The 21374-nt window shown below is 35.8% G+C and carries 18 protein-coding genes; 11 read left to right on the plus strand and 7 right to left on the minus strand.

Features of this window, described 5'->3' with window-relative positions:
* Positions 1–386: 386 nt before the first annotated feature.
* Complete coding sequence (locus GQS55_RS18735) at positions 387–1778, minus strand: metallophosphoesterase (RefSeq protein WP_159822060.1); 1392 nt, start codon at positions 1776–1778, stop codon at positions 387–389.
* Between the two features lie 99 nt (positions 1779–1877).
* A complete protein-coding gene (locus GQS55_RS18740; protein WP_442872165.1) occupies positions 1878–4679 on the minus strand; it encodes a TonB-dependent receptor in 2802 nt (933 codons plus the stop codon).
* A gap of 378 nt (positions 4680–5057) precedes the next feature.
* On the opposite strand from GQS55_RS18740, the gene GQS55_RS18745 reads away from it, so the two are divergent.
* Both GQS55_RS18745 and GQS55_RS18750 read left to right on the plus strand, forming a co-directional pair.
* Complete coding sequence (locus GQS55_RS18745) at positions 5058–6131, plus strand: GGDEF domain-containing protein (RefSeq protein ID WP_159822062.1); 1074 nt, start codon at positions 5058–5060, stop codon at positions 6129–6131.
* The gene (locus GQS55_RS18750) at positions 6131–7210 is read left to right on the plus strand and encodes an AraC family transcriptional regulator (RefSeq protein WP_159822064.1); all 1080 of its coding nucleotides are present in this window, start codon (positions 6131–6133) and stop codon (positions 7208–7210) included. The genes GQS55_RS18745 and GQS55_RS18750 overlap by 1 nt, the downstream gene beginning before the upstream one ends.
* Positions 7211–7268: 58 nt before the next feature.
* Here the strand turns inward: GQS55_RS18750 and GQS55_RS18755 are convergent, their stop codons facing one another.
* A complete protein-coding gene (locus GQS55_RS18755; protein WP_159822066.1) occupies positions 7269–8636 on the minus strand; it encodes an alanine/glycine:cation symporter family protein in 1368 nt (455 codons plus the stop codon).
* An 88-nt stretch (positions 8637–8724) separates the two neighbouring features.
* On the minus strand, positions 8725–9204 hold the full coding sequence (locus GQS55_RS18760; protein ID WP_159822068.1) for an NYN domain-containing protein: 480 nt from the start codon (positions 9202–9204) through the stop codon (positions 8725–8727).
* A gap of 138 nt (positions 9205–9342) precedes the next feature.
* On the opposite strand from GQS55_RS18760, the gene GQS55_RS18765 reads away from it, so the two are divergent.
* From GQS55_RS18765 to plsB, 3 genes are all read left to right on the plus strand, one after another.
* Entirely contained in the window at positions 9343–9744 is a 402-nt protein-coding gene (locus GQS55_RS18765; RefSeq protein WP_159822070.1) for a hypothetical protein, read from the plus strand.
* Between the two features lie 58 nt (positions 9745–9802).
* Positions 9803–10345 (plus strand): GGDEF domain-containing protein, encoded by a 543-nt coding sequence (locus tag GQS55_RS18770; protein ID WP_159822072.1) that lies wholly within the window; start codon positions 9803–9805, stop codon positions 10343–10345.
* Between the two features lie 93 nt (positions 10346–10438).
* Positions 10439–12874, plus strand: a complete 2436-nt coding sequence (gene plsB, locus GQS55_RS18775; RefSeq protein ID WP_159822074.1) for a glycerol-3-phosphate 1-O-acyltransferase PlsB — start codon at positions 10439–10441, stop codon at positions 12872–12874.
* 147 nt (positions 12875–13021) lie between these two features.
* Here plsB and GQS55_RS18780 read toward each other — a convergent pair whose 3' ends face one another.
* Together GQS55_RS18780 and GQS55_RS18785 are read right to left on the minus strand one after the other, a co-directional pair.
* Entirely contained in the window at positions 13022–13633 is a 612-nt protein-coding gene (locus GQS55_RS18780; RefSeq protein WP_159822076.1) for an MlaC/ttg2D family ABC transporter substrate-binding protein, read from the minus strand.
* 194 nt (positions 13634–13827) lie between these two features.
* Positions 13828–14412: a TetR/AcrR family transcriptional regulator gene (locus GQS55_RS18785; protein ID WP_159822078.1), complete on the minus strand. Its 585-nt coding sequence runs from the start codon at positions 14410–14412 to the stop codon at positions 13828–13830.
* Between the two features lie 282 nt (positions 14413–14694).
* Between GQS55_RS18785 and GQS55_RS18790 the strand changes: the two genes are divergently transcribed.
* Positions 14695–15483, plus strand: a complete 789-nt coding sequence (locus GQS55_RS18790; RefSeq protein ID WP_159822080.1) for a hypothetical protein — start codon at positions 14695–14697, stop codon at positions 15481–15483.
* A 165-nt stretch (positions 15484–15648) separates the two neighbouring features.
* Here GQS55_RS18790 and GQS55_RS18795 read toward each other — a convergent pair whose 3' ends face one another.
* Entirely contained in the window at positions 15649–16674 is a 1026-nt protein-coding gene (locus tag GQS55_RS18795) for a zinc-binding alcohol dehydrogenase family protein (RefSeq protein WP_159822082.1), read from the minus strand.
* 196 nt (positions 16675–16870) lie between these two features.
* Here GQS55_RS18795 and acuR point away from each other — a divergent pair, with 196 nt between their 5' ends.
* The 5 genes from acuR to GQS55_RS18820 all read left to right on the plus strand — a co-directional run bounded on the left by acuR (position 16871) and on the right by GQS55_RS18820 (position 21374).
* Positions 16871–17503 carry an acrylate utilization transcriptional regulator AcuR gene (gene acuR, locus GQS55_RS18800; protein WP_159822085.1) on the plus strand — a complete coding sequence of 211 codons (633 nt, stop codon included), beginning with the start codon at positions 16871–16873 and terminating at the stop codon, positions 17501–17503.
* 44 nt (positions 17504–17547) lie between these two features.
* The gene (gene acuI / locus GQS55_RS18805; protein WP_159822087.1) at positions 17548–18531 is read left to right on the plus strand and encodes an acrylyl-CoA reductase (NADPH); all 984 of its coding nucleotides are present in this window, start codon (positions 17548–17550) and stop codon (positions 18529–18531) included.
* A 251-nt stretch (positions 18532–18782) separates the two neighbouring features.
* Complete coding sequence (locus GQS55_RS18810) at positions 18783–19481, plus strand: tetratricopeptide repeat protein (RefSeq protein WP_159822089.1); 699 nt, start codon at positions 18783–18785, stop codon at positions 19479–19481.
* 130 nt (positions 19482–19611) lie between these two features.
* Positions 19612–20775: a sensor histidine kinase gene (locus GQS55_RS18815; RefSeq protein WP_159822091.1), complete on the plus strand. Its 1164-nt coding sequence runs from the start codon at positions 19612–19614 to the stop codon at positions 20773–20775.
* A complete protein-coding gene (locus GQS55_RS18820; RefSeq protein WP_159822093.1) occupies positions 20772–21374 on the plus strand; it encodes a response regulator transcription factor in 603 nt (200 codons plus the stop codon). The genes GQS55_RS18815 and GQS55_RS18820 overlap by 4 nt, the downstream gene beginning before the upstream one ends.

Below are 21374 nucleotides of genomic sequence, written 5' to 3' on the forward strand. Positions count from 1 at the left end.
AAGTAATTATTTAGCTATATATTAAAAATATAAAAAAGAGCTAACCAATTAATTTGGTTAGCCCTTTTTATAGATGTGTAGTAATACCAATGTCAGTAAAGCATTGCCCACTTGTACTAGTTAAAATACCCTACAGCACCGTTGCTCTCAATTCAAATAATAGCTATAGCTCAATCAAGCACCTTGCTCTGATATTTTCCCCCTGCGCACAACAAGATCACAAACGTAATGAAACAGGCATAATAATAAACTTAATCATTTTCAAATAAGTGACGGTAAAATAGGTCAGTTCAAATTGGCTAACCTTTAATAAAAGATATAATATTAAATCTATTGCGTTGATTCTTACTCAATGTAAATTAACTTTAGCTCGGCTTAATAAATGTTTACCGACGATTAAAGCTAAAGTGCGCTTCTTTAATTACTTTTCCTGATTCATCAATTGGCGTTGTGAAGAAATCAACGTTAAGCTTATCATCATCGTTATCAAGCGTAATATGCGCGTAACCCCACACAAAACTTTTAGACCATAATAATTCATACTCGGGATAACGTTTTTCTTGTTGCTCGGCAAACGGGGTATGTTTACCACGCATTTTAGAAGCTGCACCACTAATAATTAAGGGTAGTGGCTCCATAGTTTTACCCGTATTTTCATCCGTATATTTTGAACAATCATCTGTTAAAAGCTCCAAGTCATGCTCATGACCTGCAATATATGCATCGGCATTTTTACATAATGTTGGTAAAAGTAGTTCACGTAGAACATGCCCTTCACTATATTTTGTGCCACCAATTGACCAAAGAATGTGATGACCATAAACCACTTTCCATTTAGCTGTAGATTTTTCTAACCCTTCTTTTAACCACTGAACTTGTATTTTATCTTCGCCGTTAACAGGGCTCTCATGTGGCTCTGCGATATCAAATTCACCTAATCCTTTAGTTTTGGCTTCTGCAACACTCATTTCACTGCCATCAGGCTTTAATGGAATTTCAAAAATAGGATTCGCAGCTAATAGCATATTGGTATCTAAAACAAAAAACTCAACATCATTACCTGGCGTGCCCATTTTGTATTGATAATAGCCCTTTTCATCTAAATGGAAGTTAGGCTGTTTCGCCATCCACTCAGTTTGAAGCGCAACACCTTTACGTGATGTTTTCCAATCATGATTACCTAAAGCTGAATAAATTATTATTTCTGGGTTTTCATCAATTAATGGCTGTAAAGGCTTTAAGATAAGGTCATTCATACGCTTTTGATCATCTTTGCCATCATCAGCATCGGCACCATCAGGGTAAATATTATCACCAAGCTGAATAGCAAAGTCACACACACGAGTGCTACAGGTTTCAGTCATTGCTTTACCCACAGCTAAAGCACCACCAAGCTCAGTTGTTATTGCAGTATTCGGATAAACATACAAGGGTGCATGGTCAAATTCTTCTAGCGGACGGTAGTCTTCTAACCAATCTTCTTTTTCTTTGGCAATAAACTCTGCTTTATTTTTGGGGTTTTTAATATGCTTAATTTTCGGATAATCATGATGATATCCACCATCGCCAAAGGCTAAAAACGAAATATTTTGATTTTCGCGCGTCTTATCTTTAACACCATTATTTTGTACATTCGCTTCTGATAAATTGGCATTAATACTTGTTTCAGCGCAACCTACGATTAATGAACCTGTCATTACTGTTGCCGCTAATACTCTAGTAAGCTTTACGTTTATTGTGCACGTTTTTCTCACCAGATAAGTAATTTTATTTAACATGTGAATACCTTTTCAATTATAGAATATAACAGCCGAGCACTAATACTAGGCTGTTATGGATGACTCTTATTTTAAACGTGTTTTAAAAGTGCTTTACAATTAAAGCGATGAAATAGTGATACCCAATTCAAACGTACGGCCATATTGCTCATATTGATAATTATATTGCTTCGCACCATGGTAGATATACATTGGTTCATCCGTTAAGTTCGACGCATTGAAGTAGAACTGAACGGTATCAGAAAAGTAATATTTACTACTAAAATCAACTTGAGTATGCGCGGCTTCATAGACAGCAACATCATTTTCATTGAATTGAAATGTTTTACTTTTGTAACTCGTACTTAAACGTGTGCTAATTTTATTATTTTCATAACCCAACGTAAAATTACCGATAACGTCTGACTGATTTGGTAATGCATCGTCAGCATCAACAAGTGTGCCATTAGCACCCAATAAAAGGCCTGAATCAAAGCTCTTGTTCCATGCCAATTCAAGCCCAATTAATGAAGCTTCACCACCATTTATTGGCTGAATTACTTCTGTAAAACCGTCCCAACTACCATTGTCTTCTACTTCGCTTAATACAATAAAGTTACCAATATCTTTGTAAAAAACACCCGCAGAAATTACCCCTATATTTTCTGGGTAATATTCAATAGATGCATCAATATTTTGTGACTCATAAGGTTCTAAATCAGGATTGCCTACTTCAGCTTTACGTTCCGTTTCCGTTACGCCATCTTCTTCACTAACTTCAGTTTCAATTAATTGATATGCAGCTGAATCACCGAACGTTGGACGCGCAATAGTCTGAGTGTAAGCAAAACGTGCGATTAAGTTGTCACGTAGAGTGTACTTAACGTTAATACTCGGTAGTAAGTAGTCATAATCTTTCGACACATTCCATGTTTCAATATTTGGTATTTCGGTATTATTAACGTCATCAACCACTAATTCAACACGGTTACCTGTCGTTTCAAAATCCGTACTTTCATAACGTAGGCCTGTCACTACTTGCCATTTTTCAATGTCTAAAGTCATCATAGCGTATAACGCCAAAACATCTTCGCTACTCGTATATGAATTAGCACGTGTTTCGATATCTGACTCAGTTTGATTTAACGAAAAACTACTTCTATTCGCTTTAACATAATCTTGTATACCCTGTTGAGAAAGACCTGGACCAAAATCTCCTAGGCTATAATCGACCGTACCACTGTTAAAATTTTCAGCCGTTACGTCACCAAAATCACCATCGTAAAGTATTGAGCTAACACTTTTATCTTTTTCACGACTACGATATTTACTACCAAATTTGAAAGCACCGTTATTATTTTGCCAAACAAAGTCTTTAGTTAAATCTAAACCTAAACTTATTTCCTCATCTTCTGAGTTGTTATTTTCATAAACAACTTCATCCATTTCAAAAATATTTAAATCATGAGCACTGGCGGATTGTGTTAATACTGGACTATCATTTGAACTGGTATACCCCAAATCAATATCTTCACCAACAAACGTGACATCCATTCTATCGGGTTCATTTTCACTCGATTTTGAATAACCTAATTGATACTCAACTAACCAGTCATTTAGTTGGTTTTCACCACCAACAACCATTGAGAGAATTTCTTGCGTTTCATATCGATCTTTAGTGTCTCGTTCTAGTTCCGCATTATTGTATTGCGCAGAATTACTTGTGTATGAGTTCAAGACCCCTTTATCAAACTTAAATTCTTTACGTAATCGATATTCATCATCAGAAAACTCACTGTAAAAGCTGCGTAGGTAATATTTGTCTGTGGCTGAGGCGTATAAATCAAGATTTAATGCTGCACCAAAACGTTCACGCTCAATAGTATAAGAACGCTGTTCTATTTCTTCAGCACCAAATATCTCTATATCTTCACCATTAATATCTTCAACTTCAATGATATTCCAACCACCATCAGTTTCACTGTTTTCCGAGCCAAAAGAACGTTTAAACCATGATAATGCGCCAGCAACACCTAGCTGCATACCATCATTAAGTTGATAAACATCTGAATAACTTCCTGAAAGTTTAGGACTCGCCTCGCTGACTTGCTCATTGTATGACCCTTGAGCTGTTAAGCTATAATATTGACCTTCACGATCAAATGCGCTTAAACTTTTTACTTCAATTGAACCACCAACAGCATTAGCATCCATGTCTGGTGTTACAGTTTTGCTAACTTCTAAGCTAGCAATTAATTCACTAGGAATGACATCCATAGCGACACTACGTACACCTGCTTCAGGTGATGGTACATTTAACCCATTAATAGTGACATTATTTAAATTAGGATCAATTCCTCGAATAGCAACAAAACGACCTTCTCCTTGGTCACGCTGAATGGATAAACCGGGTAAACGTTGTAATGCTTCAGCCGCATTTTGATCAGGTAATTGTCCTATGCCATCAGAGCTCACAACTGATAGTTGGCGATTTGCATTTTTCTTACGGTTTAATGCCCCCGCTTGACCAGCACGTTGACCATAAACAATCATATTATCTACATTACTATCAGTTACACCGATAATATAATTTTGGCTTGCTGCTTGTTCTGCCGTTATCGTTAGTGTTTTTCGTATCTCTGGTGTACCAAGATAATTAATCACTAAAGTATACTGACCCTCAGGTAAGTTAGAAAAATAGAATGAACCATCACGCTTACTTACCGTGGTTAAGTTTAATTCTTCAATTTTTATTGAGGCACCTTCAAAATAAACACTGTTATTAGCATCAGTAATACGGCCTAAAAAATCAGTTTCAGCAAAGACATAGCCTGAGGAAAGCGCCATAGTACTCGCTAATGCGGTACTCAATATTGCTTTATTAAGGATGGATAATTGTAATTTTTTTTTGGTATATTTCATGTTTTTTGTCTCATGGTTATAGTGTTATTTTTTGATGGTGCTACTTTTTAATGACGCTACGGTAAACAACAAAAATGACATAAATATTTCACTCAACTTTTAAAGTAAGCTAACCCACAAAATCTAACTAATTCCCTCCTATTTATTGATGAAAAAATAACAAAATGAGCTTATATGACCCCTACCTCCCTCCATTAAACTGAAGTACATCTCAATAAAGGCTATTCAAATACACTTATAGCGTTAATTTTTGCAGGTAGTTATATATTAACGGTCATAAAAGTGTCACTTGTTTGAGCTAAAATGACCCTACTCTCGTTAAAGTAGATATATTCGTGTACACAATCACTTCATCACAACTTATAAAGCACTAAGATTATGAACTTAGATTTGTTTAGTTTTCATCGTTACTTGTTCATTGTCTTGTTTTTGGCTATTGCTAGCGTTGCCACACTTACCTTTCAACTAGGTGAACTAAAAACATATGCCGACATTGATTTTTTTGATGTAATGGGTGAAGGAGGCATAACCTTAATAACACTTGTTTGGGTTTTTTTTATATTAATTAGTCGTCCATCAGGAAAGGTTACTCACTTACTTTTCACCGGATTAACACTCACCCATATCTCGATGTTACTCGACTTTCTTGATGAGTTTTTACTCTACCCTGAAGATAATACTTGGCTAACAACTATTGAGTCACTGCCAGCGCCTATTGGCATGATGATTATGTCTATCGCACTATACCAATGGCATTTAGAGCAAGTAAGCATTAACACACAACTGCGAAAAACTGAGCGATATTATCGCGACCATAGCCTGACTGATTTTGTCACGGGCTTATACAGCGCTAAATATATGAAAACACAATTGCAGCGCGAAATAGTGAACGCGAAAAATGTAAACGGTAATGACCACAACCATCATGAAAACAAGCCAAAGCAAATACTAACATCCACTTTAATGCTTATTGATATTCGTCAATTTGATCAATTTAATCGTAAACATGGTGATAACCAAGGCAATATATTATTACGTGAAATTGCACAAATTATTCTCATGAACTTACGAGATAACGACTTAGCCTGTAGATATGCAAGTGACTGTTTTATTGTATTAATGCCGAATACTGACACGAAAACTGCTGAGCAAGTAGCTCGTCATATAGAAAAGTCTATTGAGCACTTAGCCTTTAAAGTCGGCTCCTCTACTGCGGCTAATTATCAGCATGTCGCTAGTTGCGTGATGAGCTTTAATGGTAAAGATGATCACCTAACGGTTTTAGAGCAGTTGAACGACCGCATGAGAATAACTAAGCAAAGATTGCACCAGCAACAACTAATTAAGAAAGATGTAGTAACTCAGCGAGATAACGTTGCAACCAAAAACACTATAATTGGCTTAGCTCCGGTTCAATTAAAGCAACAGACCAATAAGTATATGGTTAATTGATGAAAACTTTCGACCGAGATGATGATGTTATTCTGTGTCGTCAATTTGTGGTAGCTTTAGTTGATTTGGCCAAACAAAGCGGTATACATCCTGATAAAGTATTAAAAGGCACTCAGTGCTTTTATTCAGATTTAACAATGAGTAACGCACTTATTTCAACGAAAGAATTTCTTACTATTATTGATAATGCCGTAAAACTTACCAAACGTGACGATTTAAGTTTTATTTTAGGACGTAAATATTTCCCCAGCCAATTGGGCGCTCTGTCTCAAGCCTTGCTCAACTGTAAAAACATTGCCCACATGATAAAGTTGTGTCAGTTATTCCAATTTCAATTATTCCCTTTTTTATTTTTTACACTGATCAAAAGTCGTAAAAACAACGAAATAAAAACACATTTACTGCTTAATAGCGCTATAGGTTCTTTAACCGAGAGCCAAGAACGTTTTCTTTATGAGTTTGTATTAAGTGCCATAACAGGCGCACTAAAGTATCGTTTCGGTAAGGCAATCCCAGTCACTATTCGGTTACCTTATGAAACAGTAGAGCATATAGAGCAATACCATGTAAATATTGGCAGTAAACCTTATTTCAACCAACCACTTGCCATGTTAAGTATCTATGATAAATGGCTTTATCACTCCATTGATAACTGTAGCTCATCATTAAAGAAGCTTGCTATAGCTGAAGTTAAAAATAACGAAAAAAACAAGTTACACATAGGGTTTACACAAGCGGTATGTCAGTTTATAAATAGTAATTTAGCTCATAATGCATGCAAGCCGTATGATGCTACTAAAGATATTAGTTTACAAACCTGCGCAAAATACTTTGCAGTGAGTCCTGCAACATTAAAGCGCAAACTTGCTCAGCACCACACCAACTTTCAACAATTACTAGATAAGATGCGCCGCCAACATGCTGTATTTGCAATAATAGAAAACCAACAAAGCAATGAGTGCATTGCCTCAAGCTTGAAGTTTAATGATATACCAAACTTTAGAAGAGCCTTTAAGCGCTGGACCGGGTTAACACCCAGCGCTTTTAGAGAAAATGAACAATATTCGCTGTTAACATAACCGTTAGTTGATAACTATTAGCTGGTAACTATTTAGCGGATAACCATGCAGAAAATAATTATTCTTTGATATTTTTTGCGAAATATATTTTTGCTTGTTCAGTCACTTTAGGCGCTAATAATACAGTAGATATCATTGTTGGGATTGCCATTAACGCATACATGATATCAATTAAATTTATAACCAATGCGAGTGAAGACACCGCACCAACAATAATTAAACACAAATAAAACCAAACATAAGCTTGCTCAAAACGTTCGCCCAATAAAAACTCTGCACATTTGCTACCATAATACCAAAAAGTTAGTACCGTACTTGTACTTAGAAAAAACACCACTAACGTTAATAAATAGCCGCCAATACTTGGAAATGCTTGTTCAAATACGTGTGCTGTTAAACTCACACCTGTTAGCTGTAAATCCCCTATATCTGTAACTAAAATAGCTAAAGCAGTACAGGTACAAACGATTAAGGTGTCGACTATTGGTCCAAGTGTAGCAACTAATCCTTCACGGGTTGGCTCATTCGTTTTGGCTGCACCATGCGCCATTGATTCAGTTCCAATACCTGCTTCATTAGAAAAAGCACCTCGCTGCACCCCAATTAAAACAACAGAGCCAATAAAGCCACCAGCCACAGATGAACCACTAAAAGCACCTACAAATATTGAAGAAAAAGCACTAGGAATAGCAGAGAAGTTCATAGCTAATACTCCTAATGTTAAAACAAAATAACAAATGACCATTGCAGGAATGACACTACTCGTAATTTTCGCTAACCGTTGAAGTTTACCCATAACAATATAAGTAATTAACATACAAAGAAATAAACCAGTCACTAAATCAAAAGTAAAATGCTCATTAACTGTGGCTAAGCCGTGAGGAATAGCGATAACATCGCGTAGCACTTGTACCAACTGGTTTATTTGAAAAATAGGTAAAGCGCCAAACATTCCTCCTAAGCAAAACAACCAAGCTAAAGGTAACCATTTCTTGCCTAATCCTTCACGAATAACATACATAGGGCCACCTTGAATGCGCCCACTGCGATCTAACCCTCTATATTTTACTGCTAAGGTTGCAGTATAAAATTTCGTTGCTATGCCAACAAGCGCCGTGATCCACATCCAAAAAATAGCGCCCGCACCACCAATAGTGATAGCAACAGCAACACCGGCGATATTCCCTAACCCTAATGTCCCTGACAACGCGACCGTTAACGCTTGAAAATGCGTTAAATCACCTGGCGCTTTCTCTTCTTCTGAAAATTTACCTGACGTTATATCAACTGCATGTTTTAAATAACGATAGGGTAAAAAACGACTATGAAAAACAAAAAAAAGGCCGCCTCCCACCAGTAAAATAACAAGGGGTAAGCCCCACATAAAAGCTGCGATTTCTCCAAGGAGGTTAGTTAATTCAGTCATATTTAATTGATTTTACTTTTATTAGGTTTTAAATTTAATTGGTTAGACAATGATTTATATATCAATAATATTTTTCTTTGTTTACAGGCTATAGCAGCAGACTTTGGTCTATTTCATGATATGAATCTGCAGCATTAATTAGTGAATTAGCAGTTAAATTAGGCACACCATAAACAATCGTTTTGACAGAAAATTCAGCTTTAATATGCTTTAATAACAAGTCAAAATCCCCATCGCCAGATAATAATACTACCGTATCGATATTTCCGCTTGCCGCTGCAGTCAACACGTCTATCGTAATACCAACATCCCAATCACCTTTAGCGGAACCATCACTACGTTGAATAAACGGTTTTAATTTCACATCAAAGCCAATGTGCTTTAGTGCTTTTTGAAATTTATGCTGCTGATCATCACTACGTTGAATGGCATAAGCGTTTGCTTGTACTATATCTCCTTGTGACATCAATTCTTGCCACAATAATCGGTAGTTAAACTGCCGCTGATAACTATCTCTAGTAGTATAATAAATATTTTGTACATCAACAAAAACAGCAATTTTTTGCAAAACATTTCCTTTAATACGTTAATAAAATTAGTTTACAAATCAACCAGAACAATGACATAAATACTTGTTACTATTACAATATAAAGTTAAAGTACAGACAAGGTTAAAACAAATTAGCACATGGTTTAGGAATAAGGTATGCCTTTCGACAATAACTATCAAGTTTCATCAAATTTTAGTGAACTGGCTAATAATTTTCTTTCAAACCATTTAATCCCGCCTACACCAGCAAATTATGCCGTTATCTACCTTTATATTAGTAATGAAAATGAATTATTAACTGCAGCAATAGATGAAAAAATTCAACAAAACATACCTATTATGGCTGACTTTCTAGCTGATTTATTCAAACGTTTTGTTTCTTTTAGTGAACAAATTGATAGTACGGTAATATCACCCTTTGAAGAAGTATTAAGTTCCACGTTAGAGCAAATAAGTTTACAAGTAGGTAATGAAGATAAAGTGACCACTAGCCTACATAAACTCAAGATTATTTTGTCAGAAGACAAACATCATAAGTCGCTTAAAAAATATTGTTAGTTATCTATCTGACACTATTAATAATACCAAAGATCAGCATCATGAATTATCAAAAAAATTGTCAACAACTCAGCAAGAAATCAATCAACTAAAACATAAACTTGAATCATCAAGGCAAGAAGCTTTAGTTGATTCGTTGACTGGTTTATTAAACCGTCGGGGTTGCGATGATAAATTACAAGCATTAGATTTTGAACAGACACATTCTTCTCTTGTTATCGACATAGACCACTTTAAAAAGATTAATGATAATTTTGGCCATTTTATTGGCGACAAAGTAATACAACGTATTGCTAAAATTATCAAAAGTCACCTTACAGAACAAGATTTTGCCGTACGCTTTGGCGGGGAAGAATTCTTAGTTGTAATGACTAACAAGTCAATTATTGAAGCCAAAGAAGTGGCAGAAAAAATTCGCATTGCCATTGAAAAAATGAAATTAATTCAAAGAGAAACAAATGACCCCTTACCCCCCATCTCTGTTTCTATCGGCATAGCACAAAATAATAATGCACAAGATTGGCCAAGCTTATTTAAAGAAGCTGATAATGCCCTTTATCAGGCTAAAAAATCAGGAAGAAATCGCTGTATTTGTGCATAAAACTACGAGTTCATCAGCGTTATCTTGAACTGGTTTACGTATAAATGTTAAACTGGAGTCTCTGAATTTCCTACACAAGTAATAGTAGCAGTCATGACATCTGTTTTACGTTCTTTTTTTTATTTATTATTAAAGTTTCCCCTTCGTTTATTCTTACGTAGCAAAATTGTACTAGATGCAGAAACAGCAGTTGAAACATCTACACAGCCTATTTTTTATATTGTTAGCCATCAATCTGCTAGTGATTTATTAGCATTACAAAAAGCATGTAAAGATCAAAATTTACCTGATCCTTTAAGCAAAATAAAAATAAACAATAAGCTCTTTGAGCGCACTATATGTTTAACAAAACCCACGTCACTTTTCGGATTCAAACGCCGAAAAACGCAAGCATTACAGCAAGGGTTAGCCATATTAAATGAACACCACATTGATAAAACCCTTGATGGCCAACTTATTCCAGTGAACCTTATTTGGGGACGTATTCCTACCAAAGAAAAAAATAATGCGAACGTTTCTTCACTATTGGCAGAGCAAGCTTCTCCGACTTGGCTGAGAAAGTTTTTTATCGTGCTATTTTTAGGCCGTGATAATTTAATACGTTTTAGTGAAGTACTTTCTTTACGTAATATGTCTGACAACCACGGAAATGATAAAGATACCGCCCATAAATTACTTCGTGTTGCACGTTTCCATTTCCATCGTCAAAACATAGCAGCTAAAGGCCCTAGACTTATTCATCGTGAACAAATGTTTACCGCCTTATTTGCTAACCCTTCAATAAAACGAATAATCAAAGACGAAGCTAAAAATAAAAATATCAGTCCTGAAAAAGTGAAAAAACAAGCTTTGGGTATGATGGAAGAAATAGCTGGCGATTATAGCGTTTCATTAGTACGCCTAGGCGAAAGAATCTTACGTTGGTTATGGGGCCGATTATATACAGATATAAAAGTAAACAATTCCCAAGTATTAAGAAAATTAGCACAAGATGGTCATGAAATTATCTATGTTCCCTGTCATCGCAGTCATATGGATTACTTACTACTTTCTTACGTGATTATTCAAGAAGGCTTAGTAATGCCACGTATTGCGGCAGGTATAAATCTAAATTTCTGGCCAGCTGGCGCTATTTTCAGAAAAGGTGGTGCATTCTTTATTCGCAGAAGTTTTGCTGGCAACCGTTTGTATTCCACTATTTTCCGTGAATATTTAGGCTTACTTTTTGAACGAGGTTATGCTGTTAAATATTACACAGAAGGTGGCCGTAGTCGTACAGGACGACTATTACCACCTAAAACAGGCATGTTAGCCATGACCATTCAAAGCTTATTGCGCGGTATTGATCGCCCATTAACGTTAGTGCCGGTCTATTTAGGTTATGAACATGTCATGGAAGTTGGTACTTACCATAAAGAATTAAGTGGTAGTGAAAAGAAAAATGAATCGATCTTAGGTGTACTTAAAGCCATTAAAAATTTACGAAATTACGGTAATGGCTATGTTAATTTTGGCGAACCCATTAATATTAATAATTATTTAACGGAACAAGTACCGCACTGGAAAGATGCGATAGATCCTATCGATCCACAGAAACCCAATTGGTTAACGCCAACGGTAAACGATATTTCAAACCAATTAATGACTAACATTAACCAATGTGCGGCGATTAATGGTGTTGCATTAGTCGCATTAATTTTGCATGCCAGTGAAAACAAAGCACTTGCAAAGCATGACTTAGAGAAACATTTAGATTTCTTTCTCAATATTCAACGAGAAGCCCCTTTCAGTGAACAACTAACTATACCTGAAGAAAATGGAGCAGAACTACTTGCTCATGTAATTTCTCTGAATAAAGTAACAATTTCTGAAGATAGCTTTGGCACTATTATTTCTTTAGACAGCTCTGCAAGTTTAGAAATGCGTTATTACCGCAATAATATTCTACACACCTATGCTTTAAGCTCTTTAATATGTCGATTACTAACGCATAATAGTAAAATATCTAACGAGCAAATAGTTAATCAAAGCATCAACTTAATAGCAACATTGAAAGAAGATTTATTCTTATGGCAAACACCTGAACAAATTGCCTTACAAGTTGAACAACTGCTAACAACCTTAGAAAGTAGTGGTGTAATTAAACACACTGAATCAGATTTTTGGTCATTAACAAAAGATACACAACTACTGAACCAGATTCACTTGATGGCTGAATGTATTGATGAAAGCCTACAACGACTTGCAATTATTACGTCTCTAGCAACACGATTAACGCCGCTAACGAGAAGAGAATTGGAAGAAAAAGTAGTCGCTATTGCCAAACGTTTAGCCGTTTTAAACAATATTACAGCGCCTGAATTTATTGACAAAAAATCTCAATCAACATTAATAAATACTTTGCGTGAACAAGGTTATTTAGCATTAAATGATGACGGACTACTTGTTGTATGTCCTAGTATGACAGAGCTTAAATCTTCAATTACTAATTTAGTCTCTATTGAAGTTTTACAGAGTATTGCTAGATAACCATAAATTGGTTTAGGCTAAATAGCTTGAGTTAATTTTAATTAGGTTAGCAGTGCAGATGTAGGACTGATTGTGATTAGATTTAATTAAATCAAGTTTAATGAACAGTTCGATGAGAAATAGGGTTCGGCTAGAACCCTATTAACTTTACTTAGCGATTGACGCTAACTCTATAGACACTTGTTCAATGCCTTCTTTAGCAATCTTGTTACTCAATTCAGCCTGCTTACTACTTAACAAAGAAATACCCTCTACTACCATATCAAAGGCTTTCCATTCGCTTGTTTGTTTATTTTTTCGCATTTTAAAAATAACATCTATTGTTGGACTATTTAACTCAACTATTTGCACTTTAATCCCTACAATTTTTTTTCCTTCAACAGACTTTTCAGGTTCAAATACAATATCTTGAGTTTTGTATTGCATTAAAGCATTAGCATAGGTTCTTGATAAATAACTGCGCATTGAGTCAACAAATTGCTCTCTCTGCTCTTTAGTGGTGTTCTTCAAATGCTTACCTAAAATACGATATGACGCGTATCTATAATCTATTGATGGCATCAACTCTTCTTCAACAATATTTTGCATTAACTGAGGAAACTTTATAATTTCTTGCTGGCTAGCAGCAATACGACTAAATAATTTATCACCCACCTTTTCCAACACAACATAAGGTGAAGATTGATCCATTCCATAAGATAAAGCGGACATAGAAAATATTACTAAAAATATCGCTATGGAATTTACTATACGTTGCATTCTTTGCTCCTGAAAAACTCTTTTAATTTAGTTCTTGTGATTAACACCAACAATAAACCGACCGTTCGGTTTATTTGATAAGCGAAGAATATCACCGACCGATCGGTTTGTAACTATTTATTTGTATTATTTTTTAAATTCATCATAGAAAAGATGAAGGATAATATTAATTCTTAAACATATTGAACGTAGATTTACTTTCTCAACGCACGAATATAAACACAAAGCTCTAACATAACTTGTTGAAATAAAGATTTATTACGTGAACCTTTACATAGTGTTGTCGCACCATAAAAAGTGGCCACAATAAAATAAGCAACTTGTGTGAATGTTATATTGTCACGCAAATCATTTTTTACTCGCCCGAAAGACTCAACCATTAATTCATTAAGTTTTTCTTGCATTGTCAATATTCGTAAGCGAAAACCTTCATCAACATTTGCCATTTCTTCACAAAGGTTATTTAACGGGCAGCCGCAAACAGCTTCGCTACAGACCATGGCATCACACATTGACATGAAAAAATCACATAAACCTTCTATTGGATCATCATGACTCAACGCCGGTTGCCAAGTATCTAAAAAGATAGGTATATATTTCTCTTCAAAAACCGCATACCCCAACTCAAGCTTATTAGTAAAATGATAATACAAAGCCCCTTTCGAGATACCACAGCGGTTAATTATAGTAGACAAACCAGTTGCTTGAAAACCATGCAGATGGATTTCATCCGCCGCTACAGCAAGTATTTTTTCACGTGTTTGTTCAGCATCACTCATGATTACGACTCTTAATATTGACAGTTTTTAACACCAAGATATTAACAAACCGATTGGTCTGTTGCAAGAAAGATGTGTAATACGGTTGGTTTGTTGTGACTAAAAACTTCAATCTAAAGCTTATTGCATTAGGTCACCATACTAACAATACAACTAAAAATCAGTGTTTAACAAATATAAACCTTAGGATTATAAATATATAAGATTACTTACAATATAGCTCTTTTAATCGATGATTATCAATGATATAAAATGACAAAATATATACTTAAAGGATTAACTGTGAAAAAAATATTACTTCTAACCTACCTATTTTTATCATCTAAAAGCTTTGCTTTAGAACTTGCAAAATACCCAATAGAACTTAGTTCTGGTGACGGTGTTAATGTTGTTATTGCGCCGACAACAGACAAAAAACAAGCGTTAATAAAAGTAACAGGTATTAATCACGAGATTGATGGCATTACATTTTTGACTGATTTAAAGCCTCACGGCAGTAACAACGCTTATAAATACACTTATGACGGATCTGAGCGTAGCTTAGTAACAGTTAGTGAAGGATATCGTTGTTGCTCTTATACTCTCTATATACCAGAAACACGAGATGGCACTTATTTATCAAAAAAAGAAGAATCTAGCCCGGCAATAGTGGCAGATTTAAAAGCGCAATATGAACAACAATTAGGCCAAAGTATTCAAGCTAAGTTGGCGAATTTTAATCGCGAAAAACACTTAGGTTATCAACAGAAGAAGATCTCTGCAGCCAATAGTGAAATTGATAAGCAGTGTGGATTAAAAATAGAAACAACAGTCGAGTGGAAAGCGATTAATGATGATATTTTAAAGGACTATGCAGTAGGGGCATTTTGCGCACAAGTAGCTACTGAAATGGCGAATATGTGTAAAAACAATCAAAGCTTTAAAAACGATATAGCTCATATTAATGCTATTGAATGTCAATTTACTGATAAGTTAAAACTGCGTCAAAATGGTGAGACTCTGACATTTAAAACAGCGCCTAAAGCCCCCAACCAACGCCAATTCATTCAATCTTATTTACTAAACTTGTAATGTAAATTTAAAAACCCGTTAACTTTTCGATTAACGGGTCTCCTTAATAGGCAAAAGAGGATAAGACAAATACATGTGATTAGATAATCGCCAAAAAGGCTTACCTAATCACTAAATAGTGAAATTTTATATCGTATATACCAAGTTATTTTGTGTCACCTTTTGCTAAAAACCTTCTAGTACTATTTTACCTATTGATTTTCCTGATTCAATTTCTGCATGCGCCGCACGTAAATTTGTCGCATTAATCCCCCCTAAGTGCTTACCTACTGTAGTTTGGAGATAGCCTTGATCAATTAACTCAGCAATACTATTCAGTAAATTATGTTGCTCATTGATATCCTCTGTTTGAAACATAGAACGAGTAAACATAAATTCCCAGTGTAACGACAAGCTTTTCGGTTTAAGTTTTTTAATATCGACAGATTGTGGATCATCAATTAAAGCTATTCTTCCCATTGGTGCTAACAATTCTACATAACTATCCATATATGAATCTGTATGAGTAAGACTAGCAACATGAGTGACTTGCCCAACATTCAGCTGTTCAATTTGTGCAACTAACGGTTTTGAGTGATCAACAACATGATCAGCCCCCAGTTTTTTCACCCATTCTGCAGAGCTATCACGAGAAGCAGTAGCAATCACAGTTGCGCCGGTTAAAGCACTCGCCAATTGTACTAAAATGGAGCCAACACCACCGGCAGCACCAACAATCAAAAGAACATCCTTGGATTTCTCTTTGTTATCGGGTTGTTGCTGTTTAATTGCTAAACGCTCAAACAATAACTCCCAAGCAGTAATAGACGTTAATGGTAAGGCCGCAGCTTCACTATCGGATAAACTTTTAGGTTTATTACCTACAATACGCTCATCAACTAGTTGATATTCTGCATTACAACCTTGACGATTTAAATCGCCTGCATAAAAAACACTATCACCGAGCTTGAAGTGAGTAACTAACTCGCCCACACCAACGACTTCACCAACAGCATCCCAACCAATAATTTTATATTCATTCGCCTCAGGAGCGGCATTTTGACGAATTTTACAATCAACAGGATTAACTGCAATTGATTTAACACGCACTAATAAATCATGCCCTGAAGCCGTTGGTTGCTGCATTTCAATATCGACTAAAGAAGCAAGTTCACTAATAGGTAAAGATTTTTCATAGCCAATGGCTTTCATGGTTATTCTCCGGTACGTTTATAATTGCAAATTAGAATTGATACTGAACTTATACTAAACAGATTAAAGATCCTATTAAATCTTAAAAACTACTAAAAATAGCTGAAATAAAATAGTAACAGTAAATCCCTTGCAATTAAATAGACGATCGGTCTATTATATAGAAATAAGTAACATCGAAATAAATAGAATATAAATGAATATGCCAACAACCAAACCACGACGTGGTAGACCACCAAAAGTATCTCATGAAAATAGAGACACTAAAGCGGAGTTAATCCGAAGTGGACTTGAGCAATTAACAGAAAATGGCTTTGCTTCATCTGGTATTGATAAAATTTTAAAAAAGGTGAAAGTACCTAAAGGCTCTTTTTATCATTATTTTGCCAGTAAAGAAACGTTTGGTCAGGCTGTTATAGATAACTATGCAAAGTATTTTGCCAATAAGCTCGATACTTGTTTATTAGATGAATCATACCCAGCTTTAGAGCGCATAAGTAATTTTGTAGAAGATGCGAAAATGGGCATGATTCGACATAATTTTAAACGCGGTTGCTTAGTTGGTAATTTAGGTCAAGAAGTCGATTTATTACCCGAAAGCTATAGGGAACAGTTAGTTGACATACTTCATTCTTGGCAACACCGCGTAGCACAATGTTTAACAACAGCGAAAACAGAAGGTCAAATATCAGCAACAGCTGATTGTGAATTACTCGCCGAATTTTTTTGGATTGGTTGGGAAGGAGCGGTAAGCCGATCGAAGCTAGTACAAAGTACCCAACCTTTAGATAACTACTTTAATTGTTTTATCTCAAGTTTACCGAGATAAAATTTACCATTTCATAGACGATCAGTCTAAATAAGGAGAATACAATGTTCAACGGTATTTTAATTGAAAAGAATGACAATAATTATCAAGCAGCGGTGAAAAGCATTGATGAGAGTATATTACCTGAAGGTGATGTTACTGTTAATGTTTCACACAGCACGCTTAATTATAAAGATGCTTTAGCCATTACAGGAAAATCACCGGTAGTAAGAAAGTTCCCTATGATCCCAGGGGTTGATCTAGTTGGTACAGTCACGCACAGTGACAGTGAAAAATTCAAGATAGGCGATGCCGTTATACTCAATGGTTTTGGCGTCGGAGAGACTCACTGTGGCGGTTTAGCACAAAAAGCACGCTTAAAAAGTGAATGGTTAATACCTTTACCTAAAGCGTTTTCACCGCATCAAGCAATGGCGATTGGTACTGCTGGCTACACTGCGATGCTTTGCGTTATAGCACTTGAAAAACACGGTATAACACCTGATAAAGGTGAAATTTTGGTCACTGGCGCTAACGGCGGAGTTGGTAGTTTCTCAGTGGCGATATTAGCTAAACTTGGCTATAAAGTGGTTGCTTCTACAGGACGAGTTGACCAAGCACAGTATTTAGAGAAACTAGGAGCATCCGAAGTTATTGATCGAAATACTTTATCTGAGCCTGGTCGTCCATTAGCCAAAGAACGATGGGCTGGAGCTATTGATTCTGCAGGCAGTCATACCTTAGCCAATGTTTGCGCTAGCACAAAATATGGCGGTGTTGTTGCTGCATGTGGTTTAGCACAGGGTATGGATTTACCTGCCACAGTGGCTCCTTTCATTTTACGCGGTGTCACTTTAGCCGGTATTGATAGCGTCATGCGCCCAATTGAAGATAGACTAGAAGCATGGCAACGCCTTGCTGACATTTTAGACCCTACAGTTTTTGATGATATTTCTACTGATATCACCTTAACAGAAGCGCTTACTGTCGCTGAAGATTTAATAGCAGGTAAAGTACGTGGTCGTGTCGTAGTAGATCTTAACCAATAATAGAATCTATTCTTATAAAATACTAATAGCGGTTTATAAGAAACGTGTAGCTGATCAATAACAACATTATCAGCTACACAATACTTTATAAAACAGATTACACAAACAGCTAAAATCAATCACCTTAATCACGATGAAACATCACAACTGAAAATTGATGACATTTGTCACATCAATGTGATGACAAAACTCTCTACAATCATTCTACCGTTTAGCCAATACTATCTACGTCAACTAAACAGGAGAATGACATGAACATCAACAAAACATTAATCACTTTAGCAGTAACATTACAAATGTCTTTTAGCGCAGTTGCAGCACAGGCTGGCATTGATCAAATTGAAAAGGCTGCTAGCGTATTAGATATCCCAACATTACAATCTATTGCAACCAATGTGTCAGACTACGACCAAGCACTCGCCTATTACCGTCTTGGTTTAAGTGCACACCTAAAAGGGCAGAATGCACTAGCGATAACAGCAATAGATCAAGCAATTAAATTGCTTGAACAACTTAATGAATCATTCATTAATAATGTAGAAGTAAAAGCATTATTAGCACAGGTTTACGGCTATAAAATTGCACTAGAGCCGATGAAAGGCGTAAATTATGGACCAAAATCAAATGCCATAATCTCTGAAGCAGAAGCGTTGGCGCCTAATAACCCTAGAGTACAGCTCGTTATCGGTATTAGTAAATTAAACACGCCAGAAATGTTTGGCGGTAGTCGCGAAGCAGCCTATCAGGCGTTTGACAAAGCTATCACTGCGTATAATAACGCTGATAAAAATGCTAACTATAATTGGGGTCATGCTGAAACCTATACTTGGCGTGGACTTATTCATATGAAAAAAGGTGAAGTTGAACTAGCAAAACAAGACTGGCAGTTAGCATTAAACATTACCCCTGATTATGGCTGGGCTAAAATGTTATTAGCACAAAACCAATAACATAACTAAGAATCAATAAGTAATAATGGCATTATGCTAACTCACTGAACGCTTTTTGAGCTCTCACTCAAAAAGCGCGACTTTGCCATAGCACATAATGTTATTTTCCAAGAGAAAAAAGGAATGAAAAATGACCGAAAACCCTTTAAAAGCAAAAGATGAACAACCGTTTGTTATCGACCCTATTGCCGATACTGGTGCAGCTAAATGGAGTTACTTTTCACTAACATTCTCATTATTCTATTTCTTTCATATCATTGCTAAGTATGAACAATATACAAATACCCAATTAATAAGCGTATTTGTTATCTATATTTGCTTTATTGCCTTATTTTTTCAAGCAATACGGTCAACAGGGAAAGCTGTACTAAAACCGATTATTGCAATTGTTATATTATCAGCTGTCGGTGCAGCCATAAACCCAGGAACTAATGCATTATTTGGATACGCTGCCTTTTTTAGTGGTTACTATTTTTTAAGAAAGTATGCGGTACTGTTATTAATATTGAACTTAGCAGCACAAATTTCTTCCGCGTTAATACTTGATTTACTTAGCCCTTATTATCTTGGACCTTCTCTTGCTTGCTCATTTAGCCTGTTTGTCTATGGTATTTTTAGCCAAAAAGAATATATACATAGTTGTTTACAGCAAAAGAAAAATCAACAAATTGAACAACTAGCCGCGATTGCTGAACGAGAAAGAATTGCGCGAGATATGCACGACTTACTAGGCCATTCGTTATCATCATTAGCTTTAAAATCTGAACTTGCTGAAAAACTAGCAAATAAGCAACACTTTGAAGCCGCTAAAAAAGAGATTTCTGAAGTAGCAAGTCTTGCTAGGCAAACGTTGTCCGAGGTTCGTTTAGCGGTAACGGGGTTAAAACTGCAAGGCTTGAGTGGTTCGCTTCAAAAATTAACAAATGAATTAAAAAACATGAAATTCGACACCCAATGTTATATTGATGCCTTGAACTTACCGCCAATGGTAGAGTCAACCTTAATAATACTAAGTAAAGAATGGATAACAAACATTCTTAGGCATAGTAATGGTAATAGTGTTTCTATTGCTATTACCACTGACGCTAATAACGTAACATTGAGTATTGGCGATAATGGAAAAACAGCAAAAATAAAGCCGGGTAACGGGATAGAAGGTATGCGTTCACGGGTAGCAGAATTAAGTGGTTCTTTGGATATTAATGATGATGACGGAGTGAAGCTTACTGTAGTTATTCCATTACTGGCAACAGTGAGAAGCAACGTAAAGAACAAGGCCATTGTTTCTGTATGATTAAAATACTCGTCGTTGAAGATCAAGCGTTGGTACGTGGCGCTATTTGCAGCTTATTAGCATTAGAAGACAATATTGACATTGTTGGTCAGGCTGAAAACGGCCAAGTAGCACTGGATATGCTAAAAGATATCAAGGTCGATTTTATTTTAAGCGATATCGAAATGCCGATAATGTCAGGTTTGGAATTAGCAGAAAGAGTTCAAACTGACTATGCATCTATTAACATGTTAATCATGACAACTTTTTCAAAATCAGGCTATATAAAACGGGCGATGGCGATGGGTGTTAAAGCCTTCATTCTAAAAGAATCCCCCACTGAATATTTAGTAAACGCAATAAAAAAAGTACAAAAGGGACAACGAGTTATCGACCCTGAATTGGCATTAATGGCGTTAGACGACAACGACCCACTATCAAATAAAGAGCGTAAAGCCATTAAGTTAGCCGCAGATGGACTGAAAACCTCAGAAATAGCCCAAGCTTTGTTTTTATCTGAAGGTACAGTTCGAAATTATTTATCTGAAGCTATATCTAAGCTTAATGCCGTAAACCGTATTGATGCCGCTAGAATCGCCAAACAAAAGGGCTGGATTTAA

The organism is Colwellia sp. 20A7 (assembly GCF_009832865.1).
In the GTDB taxonomy this organism is placed as follows: Bacteria; Pseudomonadota; Gammaproteobacteria; order Enterobacterales; family Alteromonadaceae; genus Colwellia.

Coding starts and splice junctions, on each gene's coding strand:
- GQS55_RS18735 (WP_159822060.1), bottom strand. CDS start 1,778: ATGTTAAATAAAATTACTTATCTGGTGAGAAAAACGTGCACAATAAAC.
- GQS55_RS18740 (WP_442872165.1), bottom strand. CDS start 4,679: ATGAAATATACCAAAAAAAAATTACAATTATCCATCCTTAATAAAGCA.
- GQS55_RS18745 (WP_159822062.1), top strand. CDS start 5,058: ATGAACTTAGATTTGTTTAGTTTTCATCGTTACTTGTTCATTGTCTTG.
- GQS55_RS18750 (WP_159822064.1), top strand. CDS start 6,131: ATGAAAACTTTCGACCGAGATGATGATGTTATTCTGTGTCGTCAATTT.
- GQS55_RS18755 (WP_159822066.1), bottom strand. CDS start 8,636: ATGACTGAATTAACTAACCTCCTTGGAGAAATCGCAGCTTTTATGTGG.
- GQS55_RS18765 (WP_159822070.1), top strand. CDS start 9,343: ATGCCTTTCGACAATAACTATCAAGTTTCATCAAATTTTAGTGAACTG.
- plsB (WP_159822074.1), top strand. CDS start 10,439: ATGACATCTGTTTTACGTTCTTTTTTTTATTTATTATTAAAGTTTCCC.
- GQS55_RS18780 (WP_159822076.1), bottom strand. CDS start 13,633: ATGCAACGTATAGTAAATTCCATAGCGATATTTTTAGTAATATTTTCT.
- GQS55_RS18785 (WP_159822078.1), bottom strand. CDS start 14,412: ATGAGTGATGCTGAACAAACACGTGAAAAAATACTTGCTGTAGCGGCG.
- GQS55_RS18795 (WP_159822082.1), bottom strand. CDS start 16,674: ATGAAAGCCATTGGCTATGAAAAATCTTTACCTATTAGTGAACTTGCT.
- acuR (WP_159822085.1), top strand. CDS start 16,871: ATGAATATGCCAACAACCAAACCACGACGTGGTAGACCACCAAAAGTA.
- acuI (WP_159822087.1), top strand. CDS start 17,548: ATGTTCAACGGTATTTTAATTGAAAAGAATGACAATAATTATCAAGCA.
- GQS55_RS18810 (WP_159822089.1), top strand. CDS start 18,783: ATGAACATCAACAAAACATTAATCACTTTAGCAGTAACATTACAAATG.
- GQS55_RS18815 (WP_159822091.1), top strand. CDS start 19,612: ATGACCGAAAACCCTTTAAAAGCAAAAGATGAACAACCGTTTGTTATC.
- GQS55_RS18820 (WP_159822093.1), top strand. CDS start 20,772: ATGATTAAAATACTCGTCGTTGAAGATCAAGCGTTGGTACGTGGCGCT.